Below are 23,023 nucleotides of genomic sequence, written 5' to 3'. Positions count from 1 at the left end.
GGCGCCGAACCTCAGCGCTTGCGCTTCTCCCGCACCCGCTGCTGCAGCACGATCGGGGTGCCGACGAAGCCGTACTCCTCGCGCAGGCGCCGCTCGATGTAGCGCTCGTAGGACGCTTCGAGCTTGCCGGAGGTGAACAGGATGAAGGTCGGCGGCGCCGTCGACGGCTGCGTGCCGAAGAGCACCTTCGGCTGCTTGCCGCCCCGCACCGGGTGCGGGTGCTCGGCGACCAGGCGGCCCAGGAACGCGTTGAGCGCACCGGTGCCCACCCGGGTCTCCCAGCCCTCGATCGCCCGGTCGAGCGCCGGCACCAGCCGGTCGACGTGCCAGCCCGTGCGGGCGGTGACGTTGATCCGCGGCGCCCACTGCACCTGCACGAGCTCGCGCTCGATTTCCCGCTCCAGGTAGTAGCGACGCTCCTCGTCGACCGTGTCCCACTTGTTGAACGCGATCACGAGCGCCCGCCCGGCCTCGCGCACCGTCTGGATGATCCGCATGTCCTGCTCGGAGATCGACTGCCCACCGTCGATCACCAGCACGGCGACCTCGGCGCGGTCGATCGCGGTCGAGGTGCGCAGCGAGGCGTAGTACTCGTGCCCCGAGGCCTCCTTGACCCGCTTGCGGATGCCGGCGGTGTCGATGAAGCGCCAGGTGCGCCCACCGAAGTCGATCAGCTCGTCGACCGGGTCGACCGTCGTGCCCGACGCGTCGTCCACGACGACGCGGTTCTCGCCCGCCAGCTTGTTCAGCAGCGAGGACTTGCCCACGTTGGGCTTGCCGACGATCGCGATCCGGCGCGGACCGCCGACGGCGGGCGGCTGGTACGCCGGCGGCTCGGGCAGCACGGCGAGCACCGCGTCGAGCAGGTCGCCGGAGCCGCGGCCGTGGATCGCGGAGACCGGGTGCGGCTCGCCGAGACCCAGGTTCCACAGGCCGTACGTCTCGTTCTCGGCCCGCTGGTCGTCGACCTTGTTCGCGGCCAGCACAACGGGCTTGTCGGCCCGGCGCAGCACGCGCACCACCGCCTCGTCGGCGTCGGTGATGCCGACCGTCGCGTCGACGACGAAGAGCACCGCGTCGGCCAGCGACACCGCGATCTCCGCCTGCTCGCGGATCCGCTCGGCCAGGCCCCGCGCGTCGGGGTCCCACCCGCCGGTGTCCACGACCGTGAACGAGCGGCCGTTCCAGTCGGCGTCGTAGGAGACGCGGTCGCGGGTCACGCCGGGGCGGTCCTCGACGACGGCCTCGCGCCGACCGATGATCCGGTTGACCAGCGTCGACTTGCCGACGTTGGGGCGACCGACGATCGCCAGCACCGGGAGCGGACCGCGTTCGTCCTCGACCGGGCCACCGACCGGGACCTCGGTCGGGTCGCCGACCGGGTCGCTCGGGGCCTGCAGGTCGTCGTGCTCGCTCATGGTGCTCCTGGTTCGAGGGGGACGAGACCCGTGTACGGGTCGTCGTCGAGGTCGTCCGGCGGCAACGGGCCGGGCAGCTCCAGCCCGGTCGTCGCCGTGGCGGCCGCGAGGTTGTCCAGCATCCGCCGCCGCAGCAACAACGAGACCTCCTCCACCTGTTCCCGGCGGCGCGGCCACGCCTGCTGCTGCAGCCGTAGGGGCTCACCGTAGTGGAGATGGACCGTGGTGCCACGTCGCGGCAGGTCGCGGCTGCTGCCGCCGGGCTCGCGCGTGCCGAGGATCGCGACCGGCACGACGGGTGCGCCGGAGACCAGGGCCAGGTACGCCGCGCCCCGGTGGAAGCGGGACAGGTCGCCCGGTCCGCGCCGTCCCTCGGGGAACACCCCCACGGCGCCGCCGCGCTCGATGACGTCGACGCAGGTGCGCACGGCGCCGCGGTCGACGTGGAACCGGTCGAGCGGCACCTGGCCGCAGGTGCGCAGGAACGCCCCCAGCGGGCCGGCGAACATCTCCTGCTTGGTCAGGGCGTGCACGGGGCGCGGGCTGAAGATGGCCAGCAGCGGACCGTCCGCGAAGCCGATGTGGTTCGCGGCGAGGATCACGCCGCCCCGGGGCGGCACACGCTCGCCGTGGTGCACCCGGACACCGAAGCCGCGGCGGATCAGGAACCGCGAGGTGGGTCGGCCCCCGTGCAGCAGCCAGCGACGCGGCCGGGCCGGGGCCTGCGTCACGTGCGCGCCTCGACCGCCTCGGCGAGCCCGACCACCTGGCCGACGACCTCGTCGAGCGTGAACGGCGTGGTGTCGATCTCGACCGCGCCGTCGGCGCGCACCAGCGGCGCGGTGGCACGGGTCGAGTCGATCGCGTCGCGGGCGAGCAGGGACTGCTCGGTGGCGCTCGGGTCGCTGCCGCCCTCCTCCGTGGCGCGACGGGCGGCACGCGCCGACGCGTCGGCGTGCAGGTAGACCTTGACGGGAGCGGCCGGCCACACGACCGAGCCGATGTCGCGGCCCTCGACGACGATGCCGCGCCCCGTGGCGAGGGCCTCCGAGATCGCGGCGCGCTGCAGCGCCAGCAGCCGCGCGCGCACCTCGGGGACCGCGCTGACCGGGCTGACGGCCGCGTTGACCGCCTCGGAGCGGATCGGGCCCGAGACGTCCTCGCCGTCGACGGTGATCGTCGGCGCGCCCGGGTCGGTCCCGGAGACCAGCCGCGGGGTGTCGGCGAGCGCGGCGACGCGCGTCGTGTCGTGCACGTCGACGCCCTGCTGCAGCAGCCACCAGGTGACCGCGCGGAACTGGGCACCCGTGTCGAGGTAGGCGAGGCCGAGCCGCGCCGCGACGCCACGCGAGGTGCTGGACTTGCCGGACCCGGAGGTGCCGTCGAGGGCGATCACGAGGCCGGCCGCGTCCTGGTCGGCGGGACGGTCAGCGCGGCGGTCGGCGGGGCGGTCGGCGGGGTCGGGCGTGGGGTGTCCGGCGGTGCTCACGGGCGCGCAGCCTACCTGTGCGTCACCCAGGAACGCTCCTCGAGCGAGACGAGCAGGTGCTCGCTGCGACGCGCGTCGACGACCAGCTCGACGAGACCGGTGGGCCGACCCGGGTCGTGGTCGATGCGGATGTCCTCGATGTTGACCCCGCTCGCCACGGCGTCGGCGAACAACCGGGCCAGCTCGCCGGGGGTGTCCGGCACGGAGACCCACACCGAGCTCATCGCCCGGGCCGGGCCGCCGTGCTTGGCCGGGATCGCGCGCGTGCCGTCGACTCCACGGGCCAGGACCGCCTCGAGCCCGCCGCGGTCGCCGCCGCCGATGGCCGCGATCACCCGGTCGAGCTCCCCGCGCACCTCCCCCAGCAGCGCCAGGACGGCGTCGGCGTTGCCCGCGACGATCTGGCCGTAGAGCGCGGGGTCGCCGCTCGCGACCCGGGTGACGTCGCGGACGCCCTGTCCCGACAGCGACAGGTGCTGCTCCGGCGCCTCCGCGAGCCGGCCGGCGACCAGCGAGGCGAGCAGGTGCGGGACGTGCGAGGTGCGCGCCACCGCCCGGTCGTGCTCCTCGGGCGTCAACCACACCGGGGTGGCGCCGCAGACGCGGACCACGTCCTCGACGGTCTCGACCGCGTCGACGTCGGCGTCGGCGTGCGGGGTCACGGCCCACGGCCGGCCCTGGAACAGGCTGGCCGAGGCCGCCAGCGGTCCCGACCGCTCGCTGCCGGCCATCGGGTGCGAGCCCACGTACCGGGCGGCCTCGTCGGCGGCCGGCCCGGCGAGCACGGCCCGCAGCGGCTGCACCTTCACGCTGCCGACGTCGGTGACGACGGCCGCGGGGTGCGCGAGCAGGGTCGAGGACACCACGGCGCCGAGCGCGTCGGGCGGCACGGCGACCACCGCCAGCGCCACGTCGCCCTCGCGGCCGGGCGGCACGGGCGTACCGGCGCCCAGGCCGGAGGCCGTCCTGACGTTCTCGGGGCTGGCGTCCGCGAGCCACACCTCGTGGCCCGCGGCGCCCAGCGCCAGGGCGACCGAGGTGCCGATCAGGCCGGCGCCGACGACGAGGACGGGGCCGGCGATCCGGCCCTGCGGGCGGGCGCTGGCGGGCGTGGACGGCTCGGGCACCGGGCAAGGCTACTGGCCCCGTCGCGCCGCCCTCACGCGCCCGGCGCGTAGGTGCCGAAGGACCACAGGTTGCCGTCGGGGTCGCGCACGGCCGCCTCCCGCCCGCCGAAGTCGCGGTCGACGGGCTCGTAGTGGACGGTCCCGCCGGCCGCGACCGCGGCGGCGAAGGTGGCGTCGGTGTCGGCGACGACCAGGTACGCGGCGGCTCCGCCCGGCTGCTGCACCCAGTCGGTCTGCCCGCCCGCCCGCTCGGCCGCGCCCAGCATCACCCCGCCGCCGGCGGGCCAGAGGTACTCGGCGTGCACGACGACTCCCGTGTCGTCGCGGTGCGTGACGTGCTCGGTGAACCCGATCGCCTCGAGCCAGGCGGTGGTGGCGGGCACGTCACGCAGCTGCAGGGTGAGCCAGAGTCGGGGAGCGTTGGTGTTCGACATGACGACATCCTCAGCCCGCGGGGACGGGTCCGGCTTGGAGCATGGGGAACTCCTCGCGCAGCCACTCCGACGGCGGCCGTCCGACCAGGGCCCGCCAGTCGCGGGCGAGGTGCGCCTGGTCGGCGTAGCCGGTGACGGCGGCCACCTCGGCGAACCGGGGCGCCGTCGCCCCGGACCGCACGCGGTCGACGACCGCCGACCGGGCGCGGTCGAGACGCGCGAGCCGGGCGTACGTCTGCGGGTCGACGCCCGTCTCGGCGCGCACGAGGGTCGAGAGCCGACGACGGCTGTACCCGACCGCCTCGGCCGCGGCAGCCACGCGGGCGCCGGCCCCGAGCAGGCGCAGCGCCTCGCCGAGCGCGGCCGGCGTGGCCGCGTGGTCCTGAGCGACAGCACGCGCCAGGCCCGTCCGCACGACAGCGACCCGCTCGGCCGGCGTGCGCGACGCGGCGAGCCGCTCCGGCAGGTCCGCGAGCCACGGCGCGCGGGCGAGCAGGTCCGGCAGGGTGACCAGCGCGCCGGCGACCGCGGCCGCCGGCACCCCGAGCACGGCACGGCACGCGCTCGGCGAGAGCGCCAGCTGGACCCCGCTCTGCCACCCGTCGTGGCGGATCAGCGCCGGCCGCGTGTGCATCCCGGAGACCGTGGACCACTGGTGCACCCGGCTGGCGGGCTCGCCCTCCCAGGCGACGTCGAGCGGCGCCCCCAGCGGCAGCACGAGCGTCACGGTCGGCGACGGCATCCCCCGGTGGGTGCCCGGGGCGTCGAGGACCGCGTCGTACGCGTGGAGCGTCAGACCGGGGACGGGGCGCACCCGGCCAGTGTGGGCTCAGAGCTCGGCGCGGTCCAGGAGGGCGCCGAGCTCCTCGCGCGTGAGGTCGCGCAGCTGGCCGGAGGCCAGCCCCCGCAGCTCGACCGGGCCGATCCGGGTGCGGGTCAGCCGGCGGACCGGGTGCCCGACCTCGTCGAGCAGTCGTCGCACGATGCGGTTGCGGCCCTCGTGGATGACCAGCTCGACGATGGTGCGGCCCTTCGCGCCTCCGCGGCCCTGCTCCACGAGCCGGGCGCTCGAGACCTCGACAGGACCGTCCTCGAGCACGACGCCGTCGCGCAGCTGCTGGAGGGTGGCGCGGCGCACCTCCCCCTCGACCTCGGCCACGTAGGTCTTGTCGACCTCGTAGGAGGGGTGGGCCATCCGGTGGGCGAAGTCGCCGTCGTTGGTCAGCAGGAGCAGCCCCGAGGTGTCCGTGTCGAGCCGACCGACGTGGAACAGCCGCTCGGGCCGGTCGGCCACGACGTCGGACAGCGTGCGGCGCCCCTCGGGGTCGCTCATCGTCGAGACCACGCCGCGGGGCTTGTTCAGCACCAGGTAGACGTGCGCCGAGACCGGCGGCAGCCGCTTGCCGTCGACCCGGATGACGGCCGTGCGCGGGTCCACCTTGGTGCCCAGCCGCGTCACCACCTCGCCGTCGACCTCCACGAGGCCGTCGAGCATCAGCTCCTCGCAGCGGCGTCGCGACGCCACGCCCGACTGGGCCAGGAGCTTCTGCAGGCGGATCAGGCCCTCGTCGTCGGTCTCGATCTGACGGGGTGCGTCCTCGCTCATCCGGCGGGCTCCTCGAGGTCGTCCATGGCGGGCAGGTAGGGGGCGAGCTCGGGGAGCTCGTCCAGGGAGACGACGCCGAGCCGCTCCAGGAAGTAGGACGTGGTCCGGTACAGGTGCGCCCCGGTGGTCTCGTCCTGGCCGGCCTCCTCGACGAGGCCCCGCGACAGCAGGGTCCGCATCACGCCGTCCACGTTGACGCCGCGCACGGCGCTGACCCGCGCCCGGGAGACGGGCTGCTGGTACGCCACGATGGCCAGCGTCTCCAGGGCGGCCTGGGTGAGCCGCGCCGACTGGCCCTCGAGGACGAACCGCTCGACCACGGGCGCGTACTCGTCGCGGGTGTAGTAGCGCCAGCCCCCGGCGACGGTGCGCAGCTCGAAGCCGCGTCCCTGCGCCGCGTACTCGGCCTCCAGCTCGACCAGCGCCGTTTCGACGGCGCCGACGCCGTGACCGACGGCAGCCGCGAGCACGACCGTGGGCAGGGGCTGGTCGGCGACCATCAGCACCGCCTCGAGCGCGGGTCGCAGCTCCTCGGCGGGCGTGGCGGGCGTGGCGGGCGGCCCGGCGTCCGGCGCTGCCTCCCGTGCTGCGTCCGGGGGCGTCTGGCTCATGCGGGTCCCTCCTGCCCGGCGACCACCGGGGTGGGCGGTGCGCCGTCGAACTCGTCGGTGATCTCGACCTCGGTGTCCGCGTCGCCGGTCCAGCGCACCGTCAGCTCGCCCAGCGCGACGACCTGGTCGAAGGCGACGACGCCCTCGCGGAACAGCTCGAGGAGCGCGAGGAACCGCGCCACCGTGGTCGGGGTGTCGGCGGCGTCGTGCACGAGCGCGCGGAACGTGAGCGCGCCCTGGCGACGCAGTCGGGCGACGACGAGGACGCCCTGCTCGCGCACGCTGACCGCGGGGGCGTGGATGTGGCTCAGCGTGAGCTCGAGCGGCGCCTTCGGGGTCAGGGCCCGCGCGGCCAGCCGCGCGAACTCCTCGAGCCCGATGCCGATGAGCACCTCGGGCAGCAGGGAGGCGTAGCGCTCGTCGAGGCCCACCGCTCGCGGGTGGCGGCGCGCCTCCGCGCCGAAGCGCTGCTCCAGCACCGCGGCCACCTGCCGGTACGCCTTGTACTGCAGCAGCCGCGCGAACAGCAGGTCCCGCGCCTCGAGCAGCGCGAGGTCCTCCTCGTCCTCGACCTCCGCCGAGGGCAGCAGCCGGGCCGCCTTGAGGTCGAGCAGCGTCGCGGCCACCAGGAGGAACGACGTCGTCTGCTCGAGGTCCCACACCGGGCCGCCCGCCTTGACGTGGGCGATGAACTCGTCCGTCACCCGCGACAGCGCCACCTCGGTGACGTCCATCTTGTGCTTGGAGATGAGGTTCAGCAGCAGGTCGAAGGGACCCTCGAAGTTGTCGAGGCGCACCGCGAACCCGGCGCCGCCGGCCTCCGCGGGCTCGAGGCTCTCGGGGGCCGTGCCGGTCATCCCTCGCCGTTCAGCCGGCGCAGGATGGCGCTGTCGGCGCCGCGCGTCTCGAGGTCGGCGAGCGCGAGCGCCACGGCCTCGCGCACCAGCCGGCCGCGGTCGACGGCCACGCCGTGCTCCGCGCGCATCCGCAGGCGCGCCTGCTCGATGTCGAGCAGCTCGGCCGAGGTGACGTAGACCGTCATCTTCTCGTCGTGCTTGACGCGACCGCTGGGACGCCGCGGCGTCTCGGCGGGCGCCGGTGCTGCGGGCCCGGGGTCCTGGGGCGCGCTCGGTGGGGTCGCGGCGCTCGCGGGCTCCGTCGTCGGCCGGAACAGGTCGTCGGCCGACGGCAGCCTCACGCGCCGGGCCACCGGGCGAGCACCTCCTTGGCCAGCTGGCGGTAGGAGTCGGCGCCCGTCGAGCGGGAGGCGTAGCTGGTGATCGGCTCGCCGGCCACCGTCGAGTCGGAGAACTTCACGGTGCGGCGGATCACGGTGTGGAACACGGTGTCGCCCCACGCCTGGACCAGCCGCTCCATCACCTCGCGACCGTGCAGCGTGCGGCCGTCGTACATGGTGCCGAGCACGCCGTCGATCCTCAGGCGCGGGTTGAGCCGCTGGGCGACCTTGTCGATGGTGGTCTTGAGCAGCGCGACGCCGCGCAGCGCGAAGTACTCGCACTCGAGCGGCACGATCACGCCGTCGGCGGCCGTCAGCGCGTTGACCGTGAGCAGGCCGAGCGAGGGCTGGCAGTCGATGATGACGACGTCGTAGCGCTCGACGGCCGGGGCCAGCACGCGGGCCAGGGTCTGCTCGCGCGCCACCTCGTGGACGAGCTGCACCTCGGCGGCGGACAGGTCGATGTTGGACGGCAGCAGGTCCATGCCGGGCACGCCGGTCTCGACGAGCACCTCGTCGAGGGTGACGTCCGGCTCCATCAGCAGGTTGTAGACCGTCAGGTCCATCTCGTGGGGGTTGAGCCCCAGGCCGACGGACAGCGAGCCCTGCGGGTCGAAGTCGACGAGCAGCACGGTGCGGCCCAGCTCGGCCAGCGCCGCGCCCAGGTTGATCGCCGTCGTCGTCTTGCCGACGCCGCCCTTCTGGTTGCACATCGCGACCACGCGGGCGTTGCCGTGGTGGGTCACCGGCGGCGGCTCCGGGAAGTCCGGCAGGGGGCGTCCCGTCGGTCCGAGGCGGTCGGACGCGTCGGTCGCGAACAGGTGGTCGGTCACGCGGGCCTCGGCTCCTCGGGGACGGATGTCGACATGTGTACGAGCGCCCGTGACTCTACAGCCGTCGGACGGCCGTCGTGAGCACCACCAGCTCGCCCACGTCGTCGGTCGCGTCGAGGTCGACGTCGGCCTCGATCACCCAGTCGTGGTCGCCGGCCGGGTCGTCGAGGGTCTGGCGCACGCGCAGCAGCCGCACCTCGGGCGGGTCCTCGTCGCCGGGCGCCTCCGGCCAGCCCGGGGCGGGCCCCCGCATCTCGACGACGTCCAGCAGCGAGGGACCGCGGGCGTCGGCGCCGAGGCGTACCTCGTCGTGCTCCGCGAAGTAGTCCTCCAGCGCCGCGTCCCACACCGAACGACCCACCAGCACGCGCCGCTGCGTGGTCGCGCGGTCGGCCGCCGCGCGCTCGGCGCGGACCAGTCCGTCGAGGTCGTCGCGGGCGAAGCGCTGGACCTGCGCGAACAGGGCGTTGCGCACCATCACCCGCAGCGCGGGCTGCGCCGAGAGCGGACGGTTGCCGCCCGGCACCGGCGCGGTGCCGCCGGCCCGCTCGGCGGCAGCGCGACGCACGGCCTCGGGGTCGTCGGCGCCGAGCGCCTCCCACTCGTCCACCAGGCTCGAGTCGGTCTGCCGCACCGTCTCCCCCAGCCAGTCGACGATCTCGTCCAGCTCGTCGGTGCGGTGGACGTCGGGCACGGTGTGGCGCAGCGTGCGGTACGCGTCGGAGAGGTAGCGCAGCAGCACGCCCTCGGAGCGGGCGAGGCCGTAGCGCGAGACCACGTCGGTGAAGCTCATGGCCTGCTCGTACATCTCCCGCACGACCGACTTCGGGGCTAGGGCGTCGTCGGGCAACCAGGGATGGCTGGTGCGGTAGACCTCGTAGAGGCCCTCGAGCTCCTCGCGCAGCGGCTGCGGCCAGGTGATCTCCTCGAGCAGCGCCATCCGCTCGTCGTACTCGACGCCGTCCGCCTTCATCTCCGCGACGGCCTCGCCGCGACGGGCGTACTGCTGCGCCATCAGCACCTGGCGCGGGGAGTCGAGCACCGCCTCGACGACCGAGAGCACGTCGAGCGTGCGGGTCTCCCACTCCGCGTCGAGCACGTCGAGCGCCTCCAGGGCGAAGTGTGCGAGCGGCTGGTTGAGCGCGAAGTCGGCCGGCAGCGCCTCGGTGAGGACGTAGCGACGCCCGTAGGCGTCCGGGACGTCGAGGCGACGGACCACGCCGGAGGCCACCAGGCTGCGGGTCAGGCGCAGGGCCCGACGCACCAGGCGCAGCTGGGAGCGCCGGTCCTCGTGGTTGTCGGTGAGCAGGCGGCGCAGGACGACGAAGGCGTCCTCCTCGCGTGCCAGCACCGCCAGCACCATGGCGTTGGTGACGCGCATCCGCGACGCCAGGGGGTCCGGGGCGCCGGCGACCAGCTTGTCGAACGTCTGCTCGCTCCACACCACCGTGCCCTCGGGCGGCTTGCGCAGCTGGGCCTTGGAGTTCTTCTTGCCCGCGGCGCGACGCTCCTCGGCCTTCGCCTTCGCCTTCTCGTTCTCGATCACGTGCTCGGGCGCCTGCACGACCACGTAGCCCATGGTGTCGAACCCGGCGCGGCCGGCGCGGCCGGCGATCTGGAGGAACTCGCGGGTGCGCAGGATCCGCTGGCGCGAACCGTCGAACTTGGCGAGACCGGTGAACAGCACGGTGCGGATCGGCACGTTGATCCCGACCCCGAGCGTGTCGGTTCCGCTGATCACGGCCAGCAAGCCCTCCTGGGCGAGCTGCTCGACGAGGCGGCGGTAGCGCGGCAGCATCCCGGCGTGGTGCACGCCGACGCCCTGGCGCAGCAGCTTGGAGAGGGTGGAGCCGAAGCCGGCGCCGAAGCGGAAGCCCGCGAGGCGCTCCGCGATCCGCGCCTTCTGCTCCTTCCACGTCTCGTCCTTGCGCCCGGTCAGCGCCGCCAGTCCGCCGCTGCCGACCAGGCCCGTCGCGTGCTCGACCGCGGCCGCCTGCGTGAAGTGCACGACGTAGACCGGCGCCTGCCGGGTGCTGACCAGCTCCTCGAGCGTGTCCCCGACCGGCGTCATCGACCAGCGGAAGTCCAGCGGCACGGGACGCGGGGCGTCGTCGACGAGGGCCGTCGGACGGCCGGTGCGGCGCATGAGGTCCTCGCGCAGCGCGGAGGTGTCACCGAGCGTCGCCGACATGAGGAGGAACTGCGCGTCGGGCAGCGTCAGCAGCGGCACCTGCCACGCCCAGCCGCGGTCGGCCTCGCCGTAGTAGTGGAACTCGTCCATCACCACGAGCCCCACGTCGGCCTGCGCGCCCTCGCGCAGCGCCAGGTTGGCCAGCACCTCCGCGGTGCAGCAGATGATGGGCGCGTCGGCGTTGACCGCCGCGTCGCCGGTCAGCATGCCGACGTTCTCCGCCCCGAAGAGGGTGCAGAGGTCGAAGAACTTCTCGCTGACCAGCGCCTTGATCGGCGCGGTGTAGAAGCTGACCCGGTCGTCGGCCAGGGCCGCGGTGTGGGCGGCCGCGGCCACCAGCGACTTCCCGGACCCCGTCGGGGTCGCGAGCACCACGTTCGCACCGCCGAGCAGCTCGATGACCGCCTCGTCCTGGTGGGGGTAGAGCTCCGTGCCCCGCGCCCGCGCCCACCCGGTGAAGGCGTCGTAGAGCGCGTCGGGGTCGGCGCCGACGCCCGCGACGTCCAGCAGCGCGGTCATCGGGCCCGGGGGTGCGCGAGGGCGAACGCCTCGCGCAGGTTGTCGACGGTCACGAGCGTGTAGATCTGGGTGGTGGTCACCGAGGCGTGGCCCAGCAGCTCCTGCACGACGCGCACGTCGGCGCCGCCGTCGAGCAGGTGCGTGGCGAACGAGTGGCGCAGCGTGTGCGGCGAGACGTCGGCCCGCACGCCCGCGCGCTCGGCCGCCCGGACCAGCACCGTCCAGGCGCTCTGGCGCGAGAGCCGGCCGCCGCGGGCGTTGAGGAACAGCGCCGGGGTGCCGCCACCGACCGCGACGAGCTCGGGGCGACCGCGCACCAGGTACGCGTCCAGCGCGGCCAGCGCGAACGACCCGACGGGCACGACCCGCTCCTTGCCACCCTTGCCGCGCAGCCACACGGTGCCCTCGGTGCGGTCCACGTCGTCGACGTCGAGACCGACGGCCTCGGAGATCCGTGCGCCGGTGCCGTAGAGGACCTCGAGCAGCGCCCGGTCGCGCAGCGCCAGCGTGGTGCCGGGCGCGCCGGCCGCCTCGAGGATCGCCTCCACGTCAGCGAGCGGCAGTGCCTTCGGGAGCCGCTTGGCCGGCGTCGGCGGCTTCACGGAGGCGGCCGGGTCGCGGGTGGTCAGGCCGTCGCGCAGCGCGAAGCGGTGGAACCCGCGCACGGCCACGAGCGTGCGGGCCGCCGAGCTGGCGCCGAGCGGCGGGTGCTCGTCGTCCCCGGAGCGCAGCGCCACGAGGAAGGCCGTGACCAGCTCGGTCGTCACGTCGTCGAGGGTCTCCACGTCCGCGGTCGCCAGGTACGCGGCGTAGCGGCGCAGGTCGCGACGGTACGAGCTCAGGGTGTTGGCCGCCGCGCCGCGCTCCACCGCCAGGTGGTCGAGGTAGGTCCCGACCGCCCGGCCCAGCGGCGACGTGGCGAGGCTCAGGACGTCTCCCCGCTTCTCGGCCCGACGCCGCCCGACACGCCGCGGGTGCGGCGCGCGTGCAGCGTGAGGACCGCGATCACGACGGGGGCGTCGGTGATCCGGCCGGCCAGGACACCGTCGACGAGGTCCTCGAACGGCACCCACAGCTCCTCCATGTCGGCCTCCTCGTGCCGCAGCACGAACTCGCCGCGGTCGGCCGCGCTGAGGCCCTCGGCGAGGAAGATCGCCGCCTTCTCGGCGCTGATCCCCGGCGAGGGGTAGGTCGTGACGAGGTGCGTCCAGCGCTCGGCGCGCAGGGCACCCTCCTCGACGAGCTCGCGCTGCGCCACCTCGAGGGCGCTCTCGCCGTCGACGTCCAGCAGGCCGGCGGGCAGCTCGACGAAGCGCATCTGCGTGGCGTGGCGGTACTGGCGCAGGCAGAAGACCCGGTCCTCGGCGTCGAGCGCCAGGATCACCGCAGCCCCGGGGTGCTCGAGCACGACGCGTCGGAACGGCGCCTCCTCGGGCGCGCCGGGACGCTGCACGCGGTCGGCCCGCAGCGCGACGACCCACCCGTCGCGGTGCAGGTCCTCGCTCGAGACGACCGGCCAGGAGGCGGGCTCGTCGCGGACGGGAGCGTCCTCGGACCCTGCGTCGTCGGTGCCTGCGCCCACGTCTCAGCCCTCGCCGTCGATGGGGATCAGCAGCTCGCGCTGGCGCACCAGCGCCGCCGCCACCAGACCCGCGAACAGCGGGTGCGGGCGGGTGGGACGCGACTTCAGCTCCGGGTGGGCCTGGGTCGAGACGTAGTAGGGGTGCACGTCGCGCGGCAGCTCGACGAACTCGACCAGCTCGTCGTCGGGCGAGCGGCCGGAGAAGACCAGACCGGCCTCCTCGAGGCGCTCGCGGTACGCGTTGTTGACCTCGTAGCGGTGGCGGTGGCGCTCCTGGATCCGCGCGGCGCCGTAGACCTCGCGCACGATCGAGCCCTCCTGCAGCTCCGCGGGGTAGGAGCCGAGCCGCATGGTGCCGCCGAGGTCGCCGGCGCCCTCGACGAACGCCGCCTGCTCCGCCATCGTGGCGATCACCGGCTCGGGGGTCTGGGGGTCGAACTCGGTCGAGTCGGCGCCCGCGAGGCCCGCGACCTGCCGGGCGTACTCGATCACCATGCTCTGCAGGCCGAGGCACAGCCCGAGCGTCGGGATGCCCTGGGTACGCGCGTGGGTCAGCGCCCCGAGCTTGCCCTCGAGCCCGCGGATCCCGAAGCCGCCGGGCACGCAGATCGCGTCGACGTCCTCCAGGGCTCGCGCGGCACCGGCCGGGGTCGCGCACTCGTCGGAGGGCACCCAGCGCAGGTGCACCTTGGTCTCGTGGGCGAAGCCACCGGCGCGCAGCGCCTCGGCGACCGACAGGTACGCGTCCGGCAGGTCGACGTACTTGCCCACCAGCGCCACCGTGACCTCCTCGGCGGGGTGGTGCACCCGGCGCAGCAGGTCGTCCCAGCGCTCCCAGTCGACGTCGCGGAACGGGAGGTCGAGACGGCGCACGACGTAGGCGTCGAGGCCCTCGCGGTGCAGCACCTTCGGGATGTCGTAGATGGACGGGGCGTCCGCCGCCGTCACCACGGCCTCGTCGTCGACGTCGCACATCAGCGCGATCTTGCGCTTGATCGACGCCGGCAGCTCGCGGTCGGCGCGGCAGATGATCGCGTCGGGCTGGATGCCGATCGAGCGCAGCGCGGCGACCGAGTGCTGGGTCGGCTTCGTCTTCAGCTCGCCCGAGGGGCCGATGTAGGGCACGAGGGAGACGTGGATGAAGAAGCAGTTGCCGCGTCCGACCTCGTGGCGCACCTGGCGGGCGGACTCGAGGAAGGGCTGCGACTCGATGTCGCCGACGGTGCCGCCGATCTCGTGGATCACGACGTCGACGTCGGGCCCGCCCATGGCGAGCATCCGGTCCTTGATCTCGTTGGTGATGTGCGGGATCACCTGCACCGTGTCACCGAGGTAGTCGCCGCGGCGCTCCCGCTGGATCACCGTCGAGTAGACCTGACCGGTCGTGACGTTCGCGATCTGGTTGAGGTCGGTGTCGAGGAACCGCTCGTAGTGACCGATGTCGAGGTCGGTCTCCGCGCCGTCCTCGGTGACGAAGACCTCGCCGTGCTGGAACGGGTTCATCGTGCCGGGGTCCACGTTGAGGTACGGGTCCAGCTTCTGCATGGTGACCGTGAGGCCGCGGGCCTTCAGGAGGCTGCCGAGGCTGGAGGCCGAGAGGCCCTTCCCGAGCGAGGAGGCGACGCCCCCGGTGACGAATACGTGCTTGGTGGGCGTCGAGTTCTTCACGGGCTTCCACCCTACCGGAGTCGAGCCGGATCCGGACGCCGACGCGCCCTCAGCCGACGGGGGCGGCGCCGTCGGCGCCCGAGGTGCCGAAGGAGCCGAGGACGCCCTCGACCGCGGCGCCGAGCGCGATCGCGGCCGTCACCTGCCCGACCGTGGTGTCGGCGCCGTCGACCGTCGTGAAACCGGACACGTCCTCGCCCCGCAGCAGGGACAGGTCGCCGTCCTCGCCGGACGTGGTCGTGCCGACCACGACCTCGCCGACGGCGGCCGAGCCGATGCCCTGGGCGAGACCGGCCAGGAGGGCGGTCGCGGCGGCGTCGGTGCGCTCCTCGCCGAGCACGACGAGGACCAGCGGCGTACGCCCGGCCTGCTCCTCCGGCGCGGTCAGCAGCTCGCCGGACGACAGCGTGTCGAGGATGGCCTGCGAGGTCACGTCGGACTCCTCGCCGTTCTCCTCCGTGCTGGCGATCGCCCGCCCGATCAGGCGCCCGACCCGCTCGTGGGAGCCGAGGTCGCTGGGGATCGCGTCGCCGAGGTCGTTGTCCTCGACGAGCTGGGTGCCCAGCGAGTCGACGTAGCCCTGCTCCCCCGGCACCGTCAGCTTCTCGCGGCCCTCGTAGCGGGCCGCCACCGAGCCGCCGGCCGCCTCGACCTGGGCCACGACGCCGTCGACGGTCGCCGGGTCGGCGCCAGCGAGCGTCAGGAGCGAGACCTGCTGGCCCTCGAGGCGGTCGCCGTACAGCTGCGGGCCGACCGTCTCGGCGAAGGCGTCGCCGTACTCGGCGTGGGTCGCGGAGCCGTCGTCGGTCTGGCGGGCGGGCTCGGTCGCGTCGTCCGTGCGGCCCAGCTCGGACAGGGGCCCACCGCCCAGGATCACGCCGACCGCGAGGGCGACGAAGACGGCGACGACGGAGAGCAGGTGGTGGCGGAACGAGATCAACGGAACAGTCCTTGCAGGTAGTCGACGACCGAGCCGAACGAGGCGGCGACGTCCTCGCCCCACATCTGGCCGACCGGGGTCACGGAGATGGCGGCGACGACGACCAGCAGCCCGACGAGCGCGAGCACGAGCAGGTGGACCGGTCGGATGCTGCCGGAGTAGAGCGTCGGCACGGTGGAGGCGTCGACCAGCCGACCGCCGACCCGCAGGCGGGTCAGGTACGTGCTGGCGAGCCCGGCACGCTGCCGGTCGAGGAAGTCGGGCAGGGTCGCGCTGACCCCCACCCCGACGATCACCGAGGCGCGCTCGCGGTCGGCGATGAGGAGCGCGACGTCCTCGGCGGTCGCGCGCGTCTGCACCTTGCGGGGGCGTACGCCCAGCCGGTCCAGCTGCGCGGCCGCCTCGCGGCTGATGCCCTCCGGCACCACGGCGATGACGTCGGTGGCGGCCTTGAGCGCCTTGGTCGACGGCAGGGCGGCGTCGATCCCGCTGCTGAGGACGACCACGTCGGCGGGACGTCCCGCGGCCAGCAGGTCGTCCGCGGCGCGGTCGACCCCGACCAGCACGGGCCGCTGCTCGGTGAGGAAGCGCTTCAGCGAGCGCAGCACGTCGTCGGAGCTCTCGTTGCGCACGACCACCACGACCGGGCGCTCGGCGATCGGGGCGTCGACGTCCGGGATGCCGCGACCGTGCAGCAGCAGGTCCTGCTCGCGGCGCAGGAACTCGCTGGCGTTGTGGGTGAACGTGTCGAGCTGGCTGGTCAGGCCCTCGCGGGCCTCGGCGAGGAGGCGCGCGACGAGCTCGGCGTCGACCTCCCGCCCGGTCGCGACGGGCTCCTCGGCGCCCTCGACGTGCACCGCGCCCTCGTGCACCCGCACGGCGGCGCCGTCGCGCACGAGCTTCAGCACGCCCTCGCCCAGGCTGTCGACGACGGGCAGGCCGGCGTCCACGAGCACCTGCGGGCCGCGGTTGGGGAAGCGTCCCGACACCATCGGCTGCACGTTGAGCACGGCCGCGACACCGGCGTCGACGAGGGACTGGGCCGTCGCCTGGTCCATGTCGACCAGGTCGAGGAGGGCGACGTCCCCGGCGCGCAGGCGCGGGACGAGCGTGGTGACCCGGCGACCGACGCGGACGGGGCCGCTGGTGCCGGGCAGGACGGGGGTGCCGTCGGTTCGGGTTCGCAGTCTCATGGCCCGACCATGCTGGCACTCCCCGGGGCCCGGATCGCGCAGGCGCGGCCGGGCGCGTCGTGTGGTCAGGACCTCCCCGAGCGCGCCTGCCCGGCGGACGCGAGCAGCTCGCGGGCGTGCGCCACCGCCGTGTCGGAGGCCTCCAGGCCGGCGAGCATCCGCGAGAGCTCGTGCTCGCGGGCGGTGTCGTCCAGCACCGTGAGGCCCGAGCTGGTCACCGAGCCGTCGCTCTCCTTGCGCACCACGACGTGGGTGTCCGCGTACGCCGCCACCTGCGGCAGGTGCGTGACCACCAGGACCTGCTTGTGCGCGGCGAGCGCCGCCAGCCGGCGCCCGATCTCGATGCCCGCCTTGCCGCCGACCCCGGCGTCGACCTCGTCGAAGACGAACGTGGGCACGGGGCTGGTCGCGGCGAGGGAGACCTCGAGCGCGAGCATGACGCGGGAGAGCTCGCCGCCGGAGGCGCCCTTGCCGAGCGGGCGCGGCTCGCTGCCCGTGTTGGCCGCGAGGAGCAGCTCGACGTCGTCGAGGCCGTGCCGGGCGAAGCGCAGGCGCCGCTCGCCGACCTGCAGGGGCTCGACGTCGTCGTCCTCGCCGCCCTCGGACTGCGCGACGTCGATGCGGAAGCGCGCGTGCGGCATCGCGAGCTGCGCGAGCTCGGCCTCGACCCGCGTGCCGAGCTCGGCGGCGGCCGTGGTCCGGGCGGCGCTGAGCGCGGCGCCGGCCGCGGCCAGCTCGTCGCGCAGCCGCGCCCGGTCGGCCCGCAGGCCCTCGATGCTGTCGTCGGCGCCCTCGAGCTCGGTGAGCCGCTGCGCCGAGCGCTGCGACCAGGCGAGCACGTCGGCGACGGACTCGCCGTACTTGCGCTGCAGCGCCGTCAGCGCCGCCCGCCGCTCGGAGACCGCGGCGAGGCGGGCGGGGTCGACCTCGACCCGCGAGGCGTAGGAGGCGACGTCGGCCGCGACGTCGGCGAGCAGGTAGCCGACCTCGGCCACCCGCTGCGCGAGCGCGGCCACCTCTGCGTCGTGCTCGACCACACCCTCGAGGGCTGCGCGCGCCGCGGCGACGGTCGCCAGCGCGTCGGGCGCACCGGTCTCGCTCGAGAGCGCCTCACGCGCCTGCTCCGCAGCGGTGCGTAGCTCGTCGGCGTACCCGAGCCGCGACTCCTCGGCCGCCAGCTCGACGTCCTCGCCGGCCGCCGGGGCCACGGCCTCGATCTGCTCGAGCCCGAAGCGCAGCAGGTCGGCCTCCTGGGCACGTTCCTGCACGCTCGCCAGGGTCGTGGCGAGCTCGCGCTCGACGGCGACGAGCGCGTCGTGGGTCTCGCGGTACGTCCGCAGCAGCGCCCCGACCTCCTCGCCGCCGAAGCGGTCGAGGGCCTCGCGCTGCGCCGCGGGTCGCAGGAGGCGGTGCTGGTCGGACTGGCCGTGGACGGCGACGAGGGGCCCGGCGAGCTCGCCGAGCACGGCGACCGGTACGCCCGCACCACCGGCGTACGCGCGGCTGCGGCCCTCCGCGGAGATGTTGCGGGCCAGCACGACCGCGTCGTCCTCGACCACGCCGCCGGCCTCCTCGACGGCCGGGCCGAACCCGGCGAGCGAGGTCGTGCGCACGACGCCCTCGACCCGCGCGGCCTTCGCGCCGGTGCGCACGGCCCCGCTGTCGGAGCGGCCGCCGAGCAGCAGCCCGAGCGCGGTCACGATCATCGTCTTGCCGGCGCCGGTCTCACCGGTCACGACGGTCAGGCCGGGCCCCAGCGGGAGCGTGGAGGAGTCGATGACCCCCAGCGAGCTGATCCGGATCTCATCGAGCACGGTCGCGCACCTCCCCTGATCCCGCGTCCTGACGGCGCCGCTCGGCGGCCCCGCGCCAGCCCTCCACCGACAGCCCGAACTTCGCCACCAGCCGGTTCGCGAAGGGCGAGGCGTGCAGGCGCACCAGCCGCACCGGCTGGGCCGAGCGCGTCACCTCGATCCGCGCCCCCGTCGGCAGCTCGACGGTGCGTCGCCCGTCGCACCACAGCACGCCGGCGCCGGTGCCCGGCGTCAGCAGCTCGACGGCGATCACCGACGTCGGCGCCACGACCATGGGCCGCGCGAAGAGCGCGTGGGCCGAGATCGGCACCATCAGCAGCGCCTCGACCTCGGGCCACACCACCGGCCCGCCGGCGCTGAAGTTGTACGCCGTGGAGCCCGTCGGCGTCGCCAGCACCACCCCGTCGCAGCCCCAGCGCGAGATCGGGCGCCCGTCGACCTCGAGGACGACCTCGATCATCCGCTCCCGGGCGGCCTTCTCCACCGACGCCTCGTTGAGCGCGAACGTGTGCGCGAGCAGCTGGTTGTCGTGGAACACCGTCACGTCGAGGGCGAGGCGCTCCTCGATGGTGTACCGCCGCTCGAGGACGGCCTCGATCGTCGCCGCGACCGCGTCGTGCTCCGCCTCGGCGAGGAAGCCGACGTGGCCCAGGTTGACGCCGAGCAGCGGGGTGCCGGCCCGACGGGTGCGCTCGGCGGCCCGCAGGATCGTGCCGTCGCCGCCGATGACGACCGCCAGCTCGACGTCGAGGTCCGGCAGCTCCGGGTCCTCCACGACGCGCACCGCGGGGCCGCCCGCGGGAGACGTGAGGTCCAGGTCGGGCGCCTCGTCCGCGGGGACCAGCACCTCGATCCCGCCCGCACCGAGCGCACGGCACATCTCCTCGGCCACCGACCGGGCGTCGGCGCGACCGGTGTGGGTGAGCACCAGGGCCCGTCGCGTCGTGCTCATCCGTCCGCCTCCTCGCCCGAGCCCCGCCGCACCTCGGCGAGGATCGCGTCGTCGTCGACCTCGCTCGGCCCTCGGCGCAGCCACAGGAAGAACTCCACGTTCCCGGACGGTCCGGGCAGCGGGCTCGTCACCACCGCGCGGGCGCCCCAGCCGCGGGCGGCCGCGGCCGCGGCCACGTCGCTCACGGCCTCGGCGCGCAGCGCGGGGTCGCGCACGACGCCGCCCTTGCCGACCCGCTCCTTGCCGACCTCGAACTGCGGCTTCACCATGAGCGCGAGGTCGCCGTCCGGAGCGGTCACGGACAGCAGGGCGTCGAGAACGAGCGTCAGCGAGATGAACGAGAGGTCGCCGACCACCAGGTCGACCGGCCCCTCGGTGGTCTCGAGGTCGAGGTCCCGGATGTTCGTCCGGTCGCGCACGAGGACGCGCGGGTCCTGGCGCAGCGACCAGGCGAGCTGGCCGTACCCGACGTCGACCGCGACCACCGCCGCGACGTCGCGGCGCAGCAGGACGTCGGTGAAGCCGCCGGTGGAGGCGCCCGCGTCGAGCGCCCGGCGGCCCGCGACGGCGAGACCCTCCGCCGCGAAGGCGTCGAGCGCGCCCACGAGCTTGTGCCCGCCGCGGGAGACGAAGTCGGGACGGTCGGGGTCGTCGCGCACCACGATGGCCACGTCGGTCGTCACGCCGGTCGACGGCTTGCCGGCCACCGCGCCGGCGACGAGCACGCGACCCGCGAGCACCAGCTCGGATGCGTGCTCACGCGAGCGCGCGAGGCTGCGACGGACCAGCTCCGCGTCCAGGCGCAGGCGCCGCGGACGCGCGGGGCGAGATGCCATCGGGCGTCAGCCCGCGGCCGAGGTGTCGAGGACGGAGCGCAGCCCCTGGTGCACGCGGTCGAACACGGCGACGTGGGTGTCCACGGCAGTGCCGTCCAGCTCCTCGAGCGCGGTGAGGGCGGCGTCGACGTCGGCGTCGCCGGTCGGTGTCACCCGCGTCGGCCCCACGCGGTCGTCGAGGTCGACGGTCGGCGCGGGCGAGGATTCGAACATGCGCCCGAGGCTACCGGCCCGCGGCCCGCGTGGCGGGCAGCGCCACCCGGCTGTGGACGAGCGCGGTGCCGGCGACCCGCCCGGTCCCGTCCGCGTGGTGCCACAACGCCGTCGCCAGGGCGCGCCACCAGTCCGAGGCCGTCCCCTCGCCGTCCACCTGCGCCTCGTCGTCCTCCACCCAGGAGCGCCATCCGCCCACGTGGGCGACGTCGTCGTCCACGCGCGGCTCGGGCTGCGGCTCGAGCAGTCCGGCGAGGTCGGCGGACAGGTACGTGGGCCTCGACTCCCGCGGACACTCCGCGAGTGCCGCGGCGTCGCTCACCCCGGTCATCACCAGCAGCGTGGCCACGTCGACCGCCGCCCCGCCCTCGATGTCGGTGTCGATCCGGTCACCGACCATCAGCGGCCTCGAGGCGCCGGTGCGTCCGATCGTGGTGCGCAGCAGCGGAGGGGACGGCTTCCCGGCGACCGCTGGCCCCACCTCGGCGAACCGCGTCAGCATCTCGACCAGCACTCCGTGTCCGGGCGCCGGTCCCTGCGGGGTCGGGATGGTCCGGTCGGTGTTGGACGCGACCCAGGGCGTACCGCCGCGCACGGCCACGGCGGCCGCCATCACGTCACGCCACAGCACATCGGGTCCGTAGCCCGTCACGACCACGTCGGCGGGCGCGCCGACCCCCACGACCTCGAGGTCCTCGGCGGCCAGGGCTGCGTGCAGCCCCTCCCCTCCGAGGGCCGCGACCCGCGCGGAGGCGCCGTGGCGCGAGCGTACGAGCGCGGCCGCCGCCTGCGCGGACGTCACCACGTCCTCGACCGTGGCGTCCACGCCGACCCGCCGCAGGTGCTCCGCGACGGTCTCCGGCGTCCGGGACGCGTTGTTGGTGACGAACGCGAGCCGGGTGCCGACCTCGCGGCAGGCGGCGAGGTGCTCGGAGGCGCCGGGGACGCCCTCTCCCCCGACGTAGACGACGCCGTCGAGGTCCAGCATGACGACGTCGTGGAGGGCCGCCAGGCTCTCGGTGGTGGACCTCAGCAACGTGCTCCCCTTCGCCGGTCGTCTTGCGAGCGCACCCTACGATGCACCGGTGGGAGCGGACGACGTGGGAGAGGCCTCCGCCGTCGCGGGACCCCTCGTGCTCTCCCCCTTCGCAGCGACCCGTCTGGCCCCCGCCCGCGTGGGCGACCCGGCCTCCGCGCGGCTGCTGGCCCGACCGCACCGCGCCGTCCCCGAACGGGTGCGCCGCTGGCGCCGGCTGGGCAACCTGACCCAGGACTCGCGACCCGCCCTGTACGTCCACGAGTACAGCACCCAGGGATTGACCGTGCGTGCGCTCGTCGCGCTCGCCGGCGTCGGACCGGCCGCCGGCGACCCGGCGTCCGCTGCGATCGTCCCGCACGAGGACGTCGATCCCGCGCAGGTGCGCGAGCTCGCCTCGCGGATGCGGGCGATGCGGGTCAACCCCGCCCCGATCCTCCTCCTGCACCGGGGCGCGAACGACGACCAGGGGCTGGTCCGCGAGGTGGTCGCGGGACCGCCCGACGCGGACTACGTCGACCGGGCGGGCCAGCGACACAGGTTCTGGTCCGTCACGGACGAGGAGCGCACGAGCGCGATCGCAGCGTCGTACGCCCGGCACCACACCGTGGTCGCCGACGGCCACCACCGGCTCGCGGCCTACCAGCAGCTGCACCGCGACTCCCCCGGCACCGACTGGGAACGCGGGCTCGCCATGCTCGTGGACCACTCGACCACGCCGCTCTTCCTCGCGGCCATCCACCGCGTCCTGCGCGGGGTGCCGCTGGCGGCGCTCGTCGACGCGGTCGATGCGGTCGGCCTGGGCCCGATGAAGTCCCTCGACCCCGACGACGCCGTGCACGCGCTCGCGCCGGCGACGATGGTCCTGACCGACGGCCACCAGGCGTGGGCTGCCGAGATCGGCGCACCTGACGTCCTGGCCGTGGAGGTGCTGCACAAGATCGTCCTGCCGGCACTGGAGATCCCACCGGTGGTCGAGTACCACCACGCCGCCGACGGCGCGCTGGGCCGCCTGAGCCCGACCGCGCGAGGCGGCGAGGAGCGCGTCGTCGCGCTGCTGCCGGCGGTGGGATACGACGCGCTGGTCAGCGTCCTCGACGCAGGACGACGTCTGCCGCAGAAGGCCACGTCGTTCCAGCCGAAGTCGAGCCTGGGCGCCATCATGCGCCTCGTGTGACCCCGCGGCTGCAGCTGTGGGCGATATGTCTCCCACGACTGCCCGCGGAGCGTTCGCCTCGAGCACGCAGAAATGACTGTAGGGGCCGGGTGCGGAACAAAGTTCCGCATCCCCAGCCCCTACAGCAAAAGAATGTCCGGCGGCGTC

23 protein-coding genes are annotated in these 23,023 nt (G+C 74.7%); 1 reads left to right on the top strand and 22 read right to left on the bottom strand.

Annotation, left to right across the window (positions count from 1 at the left end; translation table 11 throughout):
• Window positions 1–11: 11 nt before the first annotated feature.
• The 22 genes from der to RDV89_RS04045 form a co-directional block, all read right to left on the bottom strand.
• Window positions 12–1,418 carry a ribosome biogenesis GTPase Der gene (gene der / locus RDV89_RS04150; RefSeq protein WP_315731577.1) on the bottom strand — a complete coding sequence of 469 codons (1,407 nt, stop codon included), beginning with the start codon at window positions 1,416–1,418 and terminating at the stop codon, window positions 12–14.
• Window positions 1,415–2,149 carry a lysophospholipid acyltransferase family protein gene (locus tag RDV89_RS04145; protein ID WP_315731575.1) on the bottom strand — a complete coding sequence of 245 codons (735 nt, stop codon included), beginning with the start codon at window positions 2,147–2,149 and terminating at the stop codon, window positions 1,415–1,417. The genes der and RDV89_RS04145 overlap by 4 nt, the downstream gene beginning before the upstream one ends.
• Complete coding sequence (gene cmk, locus RDV89_RS04140) at window positions 2,146–2,907, bottom strand: (d)CMP kinase (RefSeq protein WP_315731573.1); 762 nt, start codon at window positions 2,905–2,907, stop codon at window positions 2,146–2,148. Before cmk ends, RDV89_RS04145 begins: the two co-directional genes overlap by 4 nt.
• An 11-nt stretch (window positions 2,908–2,918) precedes the next feature.
• Window positions 2,919–4,034, bottom strand: a complete 1,116-nt coding sequence (locus RDV89_RS04135) for a prephenate dehydrogenase (RefSeq protein WP_315731571.1) — start codon at window positions 4,032–4,034, stop codon at window positions 2,919–2,921.
• A gap of 32 nt (window positions 4,035–4,066) precedes the next feature.
• Window positions 4,067–4,468 (bottom strand): VOC family protein, encoded by a 402-nt coding sequence (locus RDV89_RS04130; RefSeq protein ID WP_315731569.1) that lies wholly within the window; start codon window positions 4,466–4,468, stop codon window positions 4,067–4,069.
• A gap of 10 nt (window positions 4,469–4,478) precedes the next feature.
• On the bottom strand, window positions 4,479–5,282 hold the full coding sequence (locus RDV89_RS04125; RefSeq protein ID WP_315731567.1) for an AraC family transcriptional regulator: 804 nt from the start codon (window positions 5,280–5,282) through the stop codon (window positions 4,479–4,481).
• Window positions 5,283–5,297: 15 nt separating this feature from the next.
• The gene (locus tag RDV89_RS04120) at window positions 5,298–6,074 is read right to left on the bottom strand and encodes a pseudouridine synthase (RefSeq protein ID WP_315731565.1); all 777 of its coding nucleotides are present in this window, start codon (window positions 6,072–6,074) and stop codon (window positions 5,298–5,300) included.
• Window positions 6,071–6,685 (bottom strand): SMC-Scp complex subunit ScpB, encoded by a 615-nt coding sequence (gene scpB / locus RDV89_RS04115; protein ID WP_315731563.1) that lies wholly within the window; start codon window positions 6,683–6,685, stop codon window positions 6,071–6,073. The genes RDV89_RS04120 and scpB overlap by 4 nt, the downstream gene beginning before the upstream one ends.
• Entirely contained in the window at window positions 6,682–7,542 is an 861-nt protein-coding gene (locus tag RDV89_RS04110; protein WP_315731561.1) for a segregation and condensation protein A, read from the bottom strand. The genes scpB and RDV89_RS04110 overlap by 4 nt, the downstream gene beginning before the upstream one ends.
• Window positions 7,539–7,895, bottom strand: a complete 357-nt coding sequence (locus tag RDV89_RS04105; protein WP_315731559.1) for a hypothetical protein — start codon at window positions 7,893–7,895, stop codon at window positions 7,539–7,541. Before RDV89_RS04105 ends, RDV89_RS04110 begins: the two co-directional genes overlap by 4 nt.
• Window positions 7,880–8,755 carry a ParA family protein gene (locus tag RDV89_RS04100; protein ID WP_315731557.1) on the bottom strand — a complete coding sequence of 292 codons (876 nt, stop codon included), beginning with the start codon at window positions 8,753–8,755 and terminating at the stop codon, window positions 7,880–7,882. Before RDV89_RS04100 ends, RDV89_RS04105 begins: the two co-directional genes overlap by 16 nt.
• A 55-nt stretch (window positions 8,756–8,810) precedes the next feature.
• A complete protein-coding gene (locus RDV89_RS04095; protein ID WP_315731555.1) occupies window positions 8,811–11,465 on the bottom strand; it encodes a DEAD/DEAH box helicase in 2,655 nt (884 codons plus the stop codon).
• Window positions 11,462–12,394, bottom strand: coding sequence for a site-specific tyrosine recombinase XerD (gene xerD / locus RDV89_RS04090; RefSeq protein ID WP_315732216.1), 933 nt, complete (start codon window positions 12,392–12,394; stop codon window positions 11,462–11,464). Before xerD ends, RDV89_RS04095 begins: the two co-directional genes overlap by 4 nt.
• Window positions 12,391–13,047, bottom strand: a complete 657-nt coding sequence (locus tag RDV89_RS04085) for an NUDIX domain-containing protein (protein ID WP_315731553.1) — start codon at window positions 13,045–13,047, stop codon at window positions 12,391–12,393. The genes xerD and RDV89_RS04085 overlap by 4 nt, the downstream gene beginning before the upstream one ends.
• Window positions 13,048–13,050: 3 nt before the next feature.
• Window positions 13,051–14,715 carry a CTP synthase gene (gene pyrG / locus RDV89_RS04080; RefSeq protein WP_315731551.1) on the bottom strand — a complete coding sequence of 555 codons (1,665 nt, stop codon included), beginning with the start codon at window positions 14,713–14,715 and terminating at the stop codon, window positions 13,051–13,053.
• Window positions 14,716–14,764: 49 nt separating this feature from the next.
• Entirely contained in the window at window positions 14,765–15,655 is an 891-nt protein-coding gene (locus RDV89_RS04075; RefSeq protein ID WP_315731549.1) for a copper transporter, read from the bottom strand.
• Window positions 15,652–16,848, bottom strand: a complete 1,197-nt coding sequence (steA, locus tag RDV89_RS04070) for a putative cytokinetic ring protein SteA (protein ID WP_315731547.1) — start codon at window positions 16,846–16,848, stop codon at window positions 15,652–15,654. Before steA ends, RDV89_RS04075 begins: the two co-directional genes overlap by 4 nt.
• 65 nt (window positions 16,849–16,913) lie before the next feature.
• The gene (recN, locus tag RDV89_RS04065) at window positions 16,914–18,662 is read right to left on the bottom strand and encodes a DNA repair protein RecN (RefSeq protein ID WP_315731545.1); all 1,749 of its coding nucleotides are present in this window, start codon (window positions 18,660–18,662) and stop codon (window positions 16,914–16,916) included.
• The gene (locus RDV89_RS04060; RefSeq protein ID WP_315731543.1) at window positions 18,652–19,614 is read right to left on the bottom strand and encodes an NAD kinase; all 963 of its coding nucleotides are present in this window, start codon (window positions 19,612–19,614) and stop codon (window positions 18,652–18,654) included. Before RDV89_RS04060 ends, recN begins: the two co-directional genes overlap by 11 nt.
• Entirely contained in the window at window positions 19,611–20,450 is an 840-nt protein-coding gene (locus tag RDV89_RS04055) for a TlyA family RNA methyltransferase (RefSeq protein WP_315731541.1), read from the bottom strand. The genes RDV89_RS04060 and RDV89_RS04055 overlap by 4 nt, the downstream gene beginning before the upstream one ends.
• A 6-nt stretch (window positions 20,451–20,456) precedes the next feature.
• Window positions 20,457–20,663: a hypothetical protein gene (locus RDV89_RS04050; RefSeq protein ID WP_315731539.1), complete on the bottom strand. Its 207-nt coding sequence runs from the start codon at window positions 20,661–20,663 to the stop codon at window positions 20,457–20,459.
• Between the two features lie 10 nt (window positions 20,664–20,673).
• A complete protein-coding gene (locus tag RDV89_RS04045; RefSeq protein WP_315731537.1) occupies window positions 20,674–21,699 on the bottom strand; it encodes an HAD-IIA family hydrolase in 1,026 nt (341 codons plus the stop codon).
• Window positions 21,700–21,748: 49 nt separating this feature from the next.
• Between RDV89_RS04045 and RDV89_RS04040 the strand changes: the two genes are divergently transcribed.
• Window positions 21,749–22,876: a DUF1015 family protein gene (locus RDV89_RS04040; protein WP_315731535.1), complete on the top strand. Its 1,128-nt coding sequence runs from the start codon at window positions 21,749–21,751 to the stop codon at window positions 22,874–22,876.
• The last annotated feature ends 147 nt before the right edge of the window (window positions 22,877–23,023 follow it).

This window comes from Nocardioides imazamoxiresistens (genome assembly GCF_032378595.1).
Lineage (GTDB): Bacteria > Actinomycetota > Actinomycetes > Propionibacteriales > Nocardioidaceae > Nocardioides > Nocardioides imazamoxiresistens.
Note: the sequence above shows the minus strand (reverse complement) of the source record. Positions and strands in the feature narration are given on the sequence as shown.

Excerpts from the sequence above, each read along its gene's own strand:
- RDV89_RS04095 (WP_315731555.1), bottom strand. The coding sequence starts at position 11,465 with ATGACCGCGCTGCTGGACGTCGCGGGCGTCGGCGCCGACCCCGACGCG.
- steA (WP_315731547.1), bottom strand. The coding sequence starts at position 16,848 with ATGAGACTGCGAACCCGAACCGACGGCACCCCCGTCCTGCCCGGCACC.
- der (WP_315731577.1), bottom strand. The coding sequence starts at position 1,418 with ATGAGCGAGCACGACGACCTGCAGGCCCCGAGCGACCCGGTCGGCGAC.
- RDV89_RS04050 (WP_315731539.1), bottom strand. The coding sequence starts at position 20,663 with ATGTTCGAATCCTCGCCCGCGCCGACCGTCGACCTCGACGACCGCGTG.
- scpB (WP_315731563.1), bottom strand. The coding sequence starts at position 6,685 with ATGAGCCAGACGCCCCCGGACGCAGCACGGGAGGCAGCGCCGGACGCC.
- RDV89_RS04110 (WP_315731561.1), bottom strand. The coding sequence starts at position 7,542 with ATGACCGGCACGGCCCCCGAGAGCCTCGAGCCCGCGGAGGCCGGCGGC.
- RDV89_RS04055 (WP_315731541.1), bottom strand. The coding sequence starts at position 20,450 with ATGGCATCTCGCCCCGCGCGTCCGCGGCGCCTGCGCCTGGACGCGGAG.
- RDV89_RS04120 (WP_315731565.1), bottom strand. The coding sequence starts at position 6,074 with ATGAGCGAGGACGCACCCCGTCAGATCGAGACCGACGACGAGGGCCTG.
- RDV89_RS04130 (WP_315731569.1), bottom strand. The coding sequence starts at position 4,468 with ATGTCGAACACCAACGCTCCCCGACTCTGGCTCACCCTGCAGCTGCGT.
- RDV89_RS04060 (WP_315731543.1), bottom strand. The coding sequence starts at position 19,614 with ATGAGCACGACGCGACGGGCCCTGGTGCTCACCCACACCGGTCGCGCC.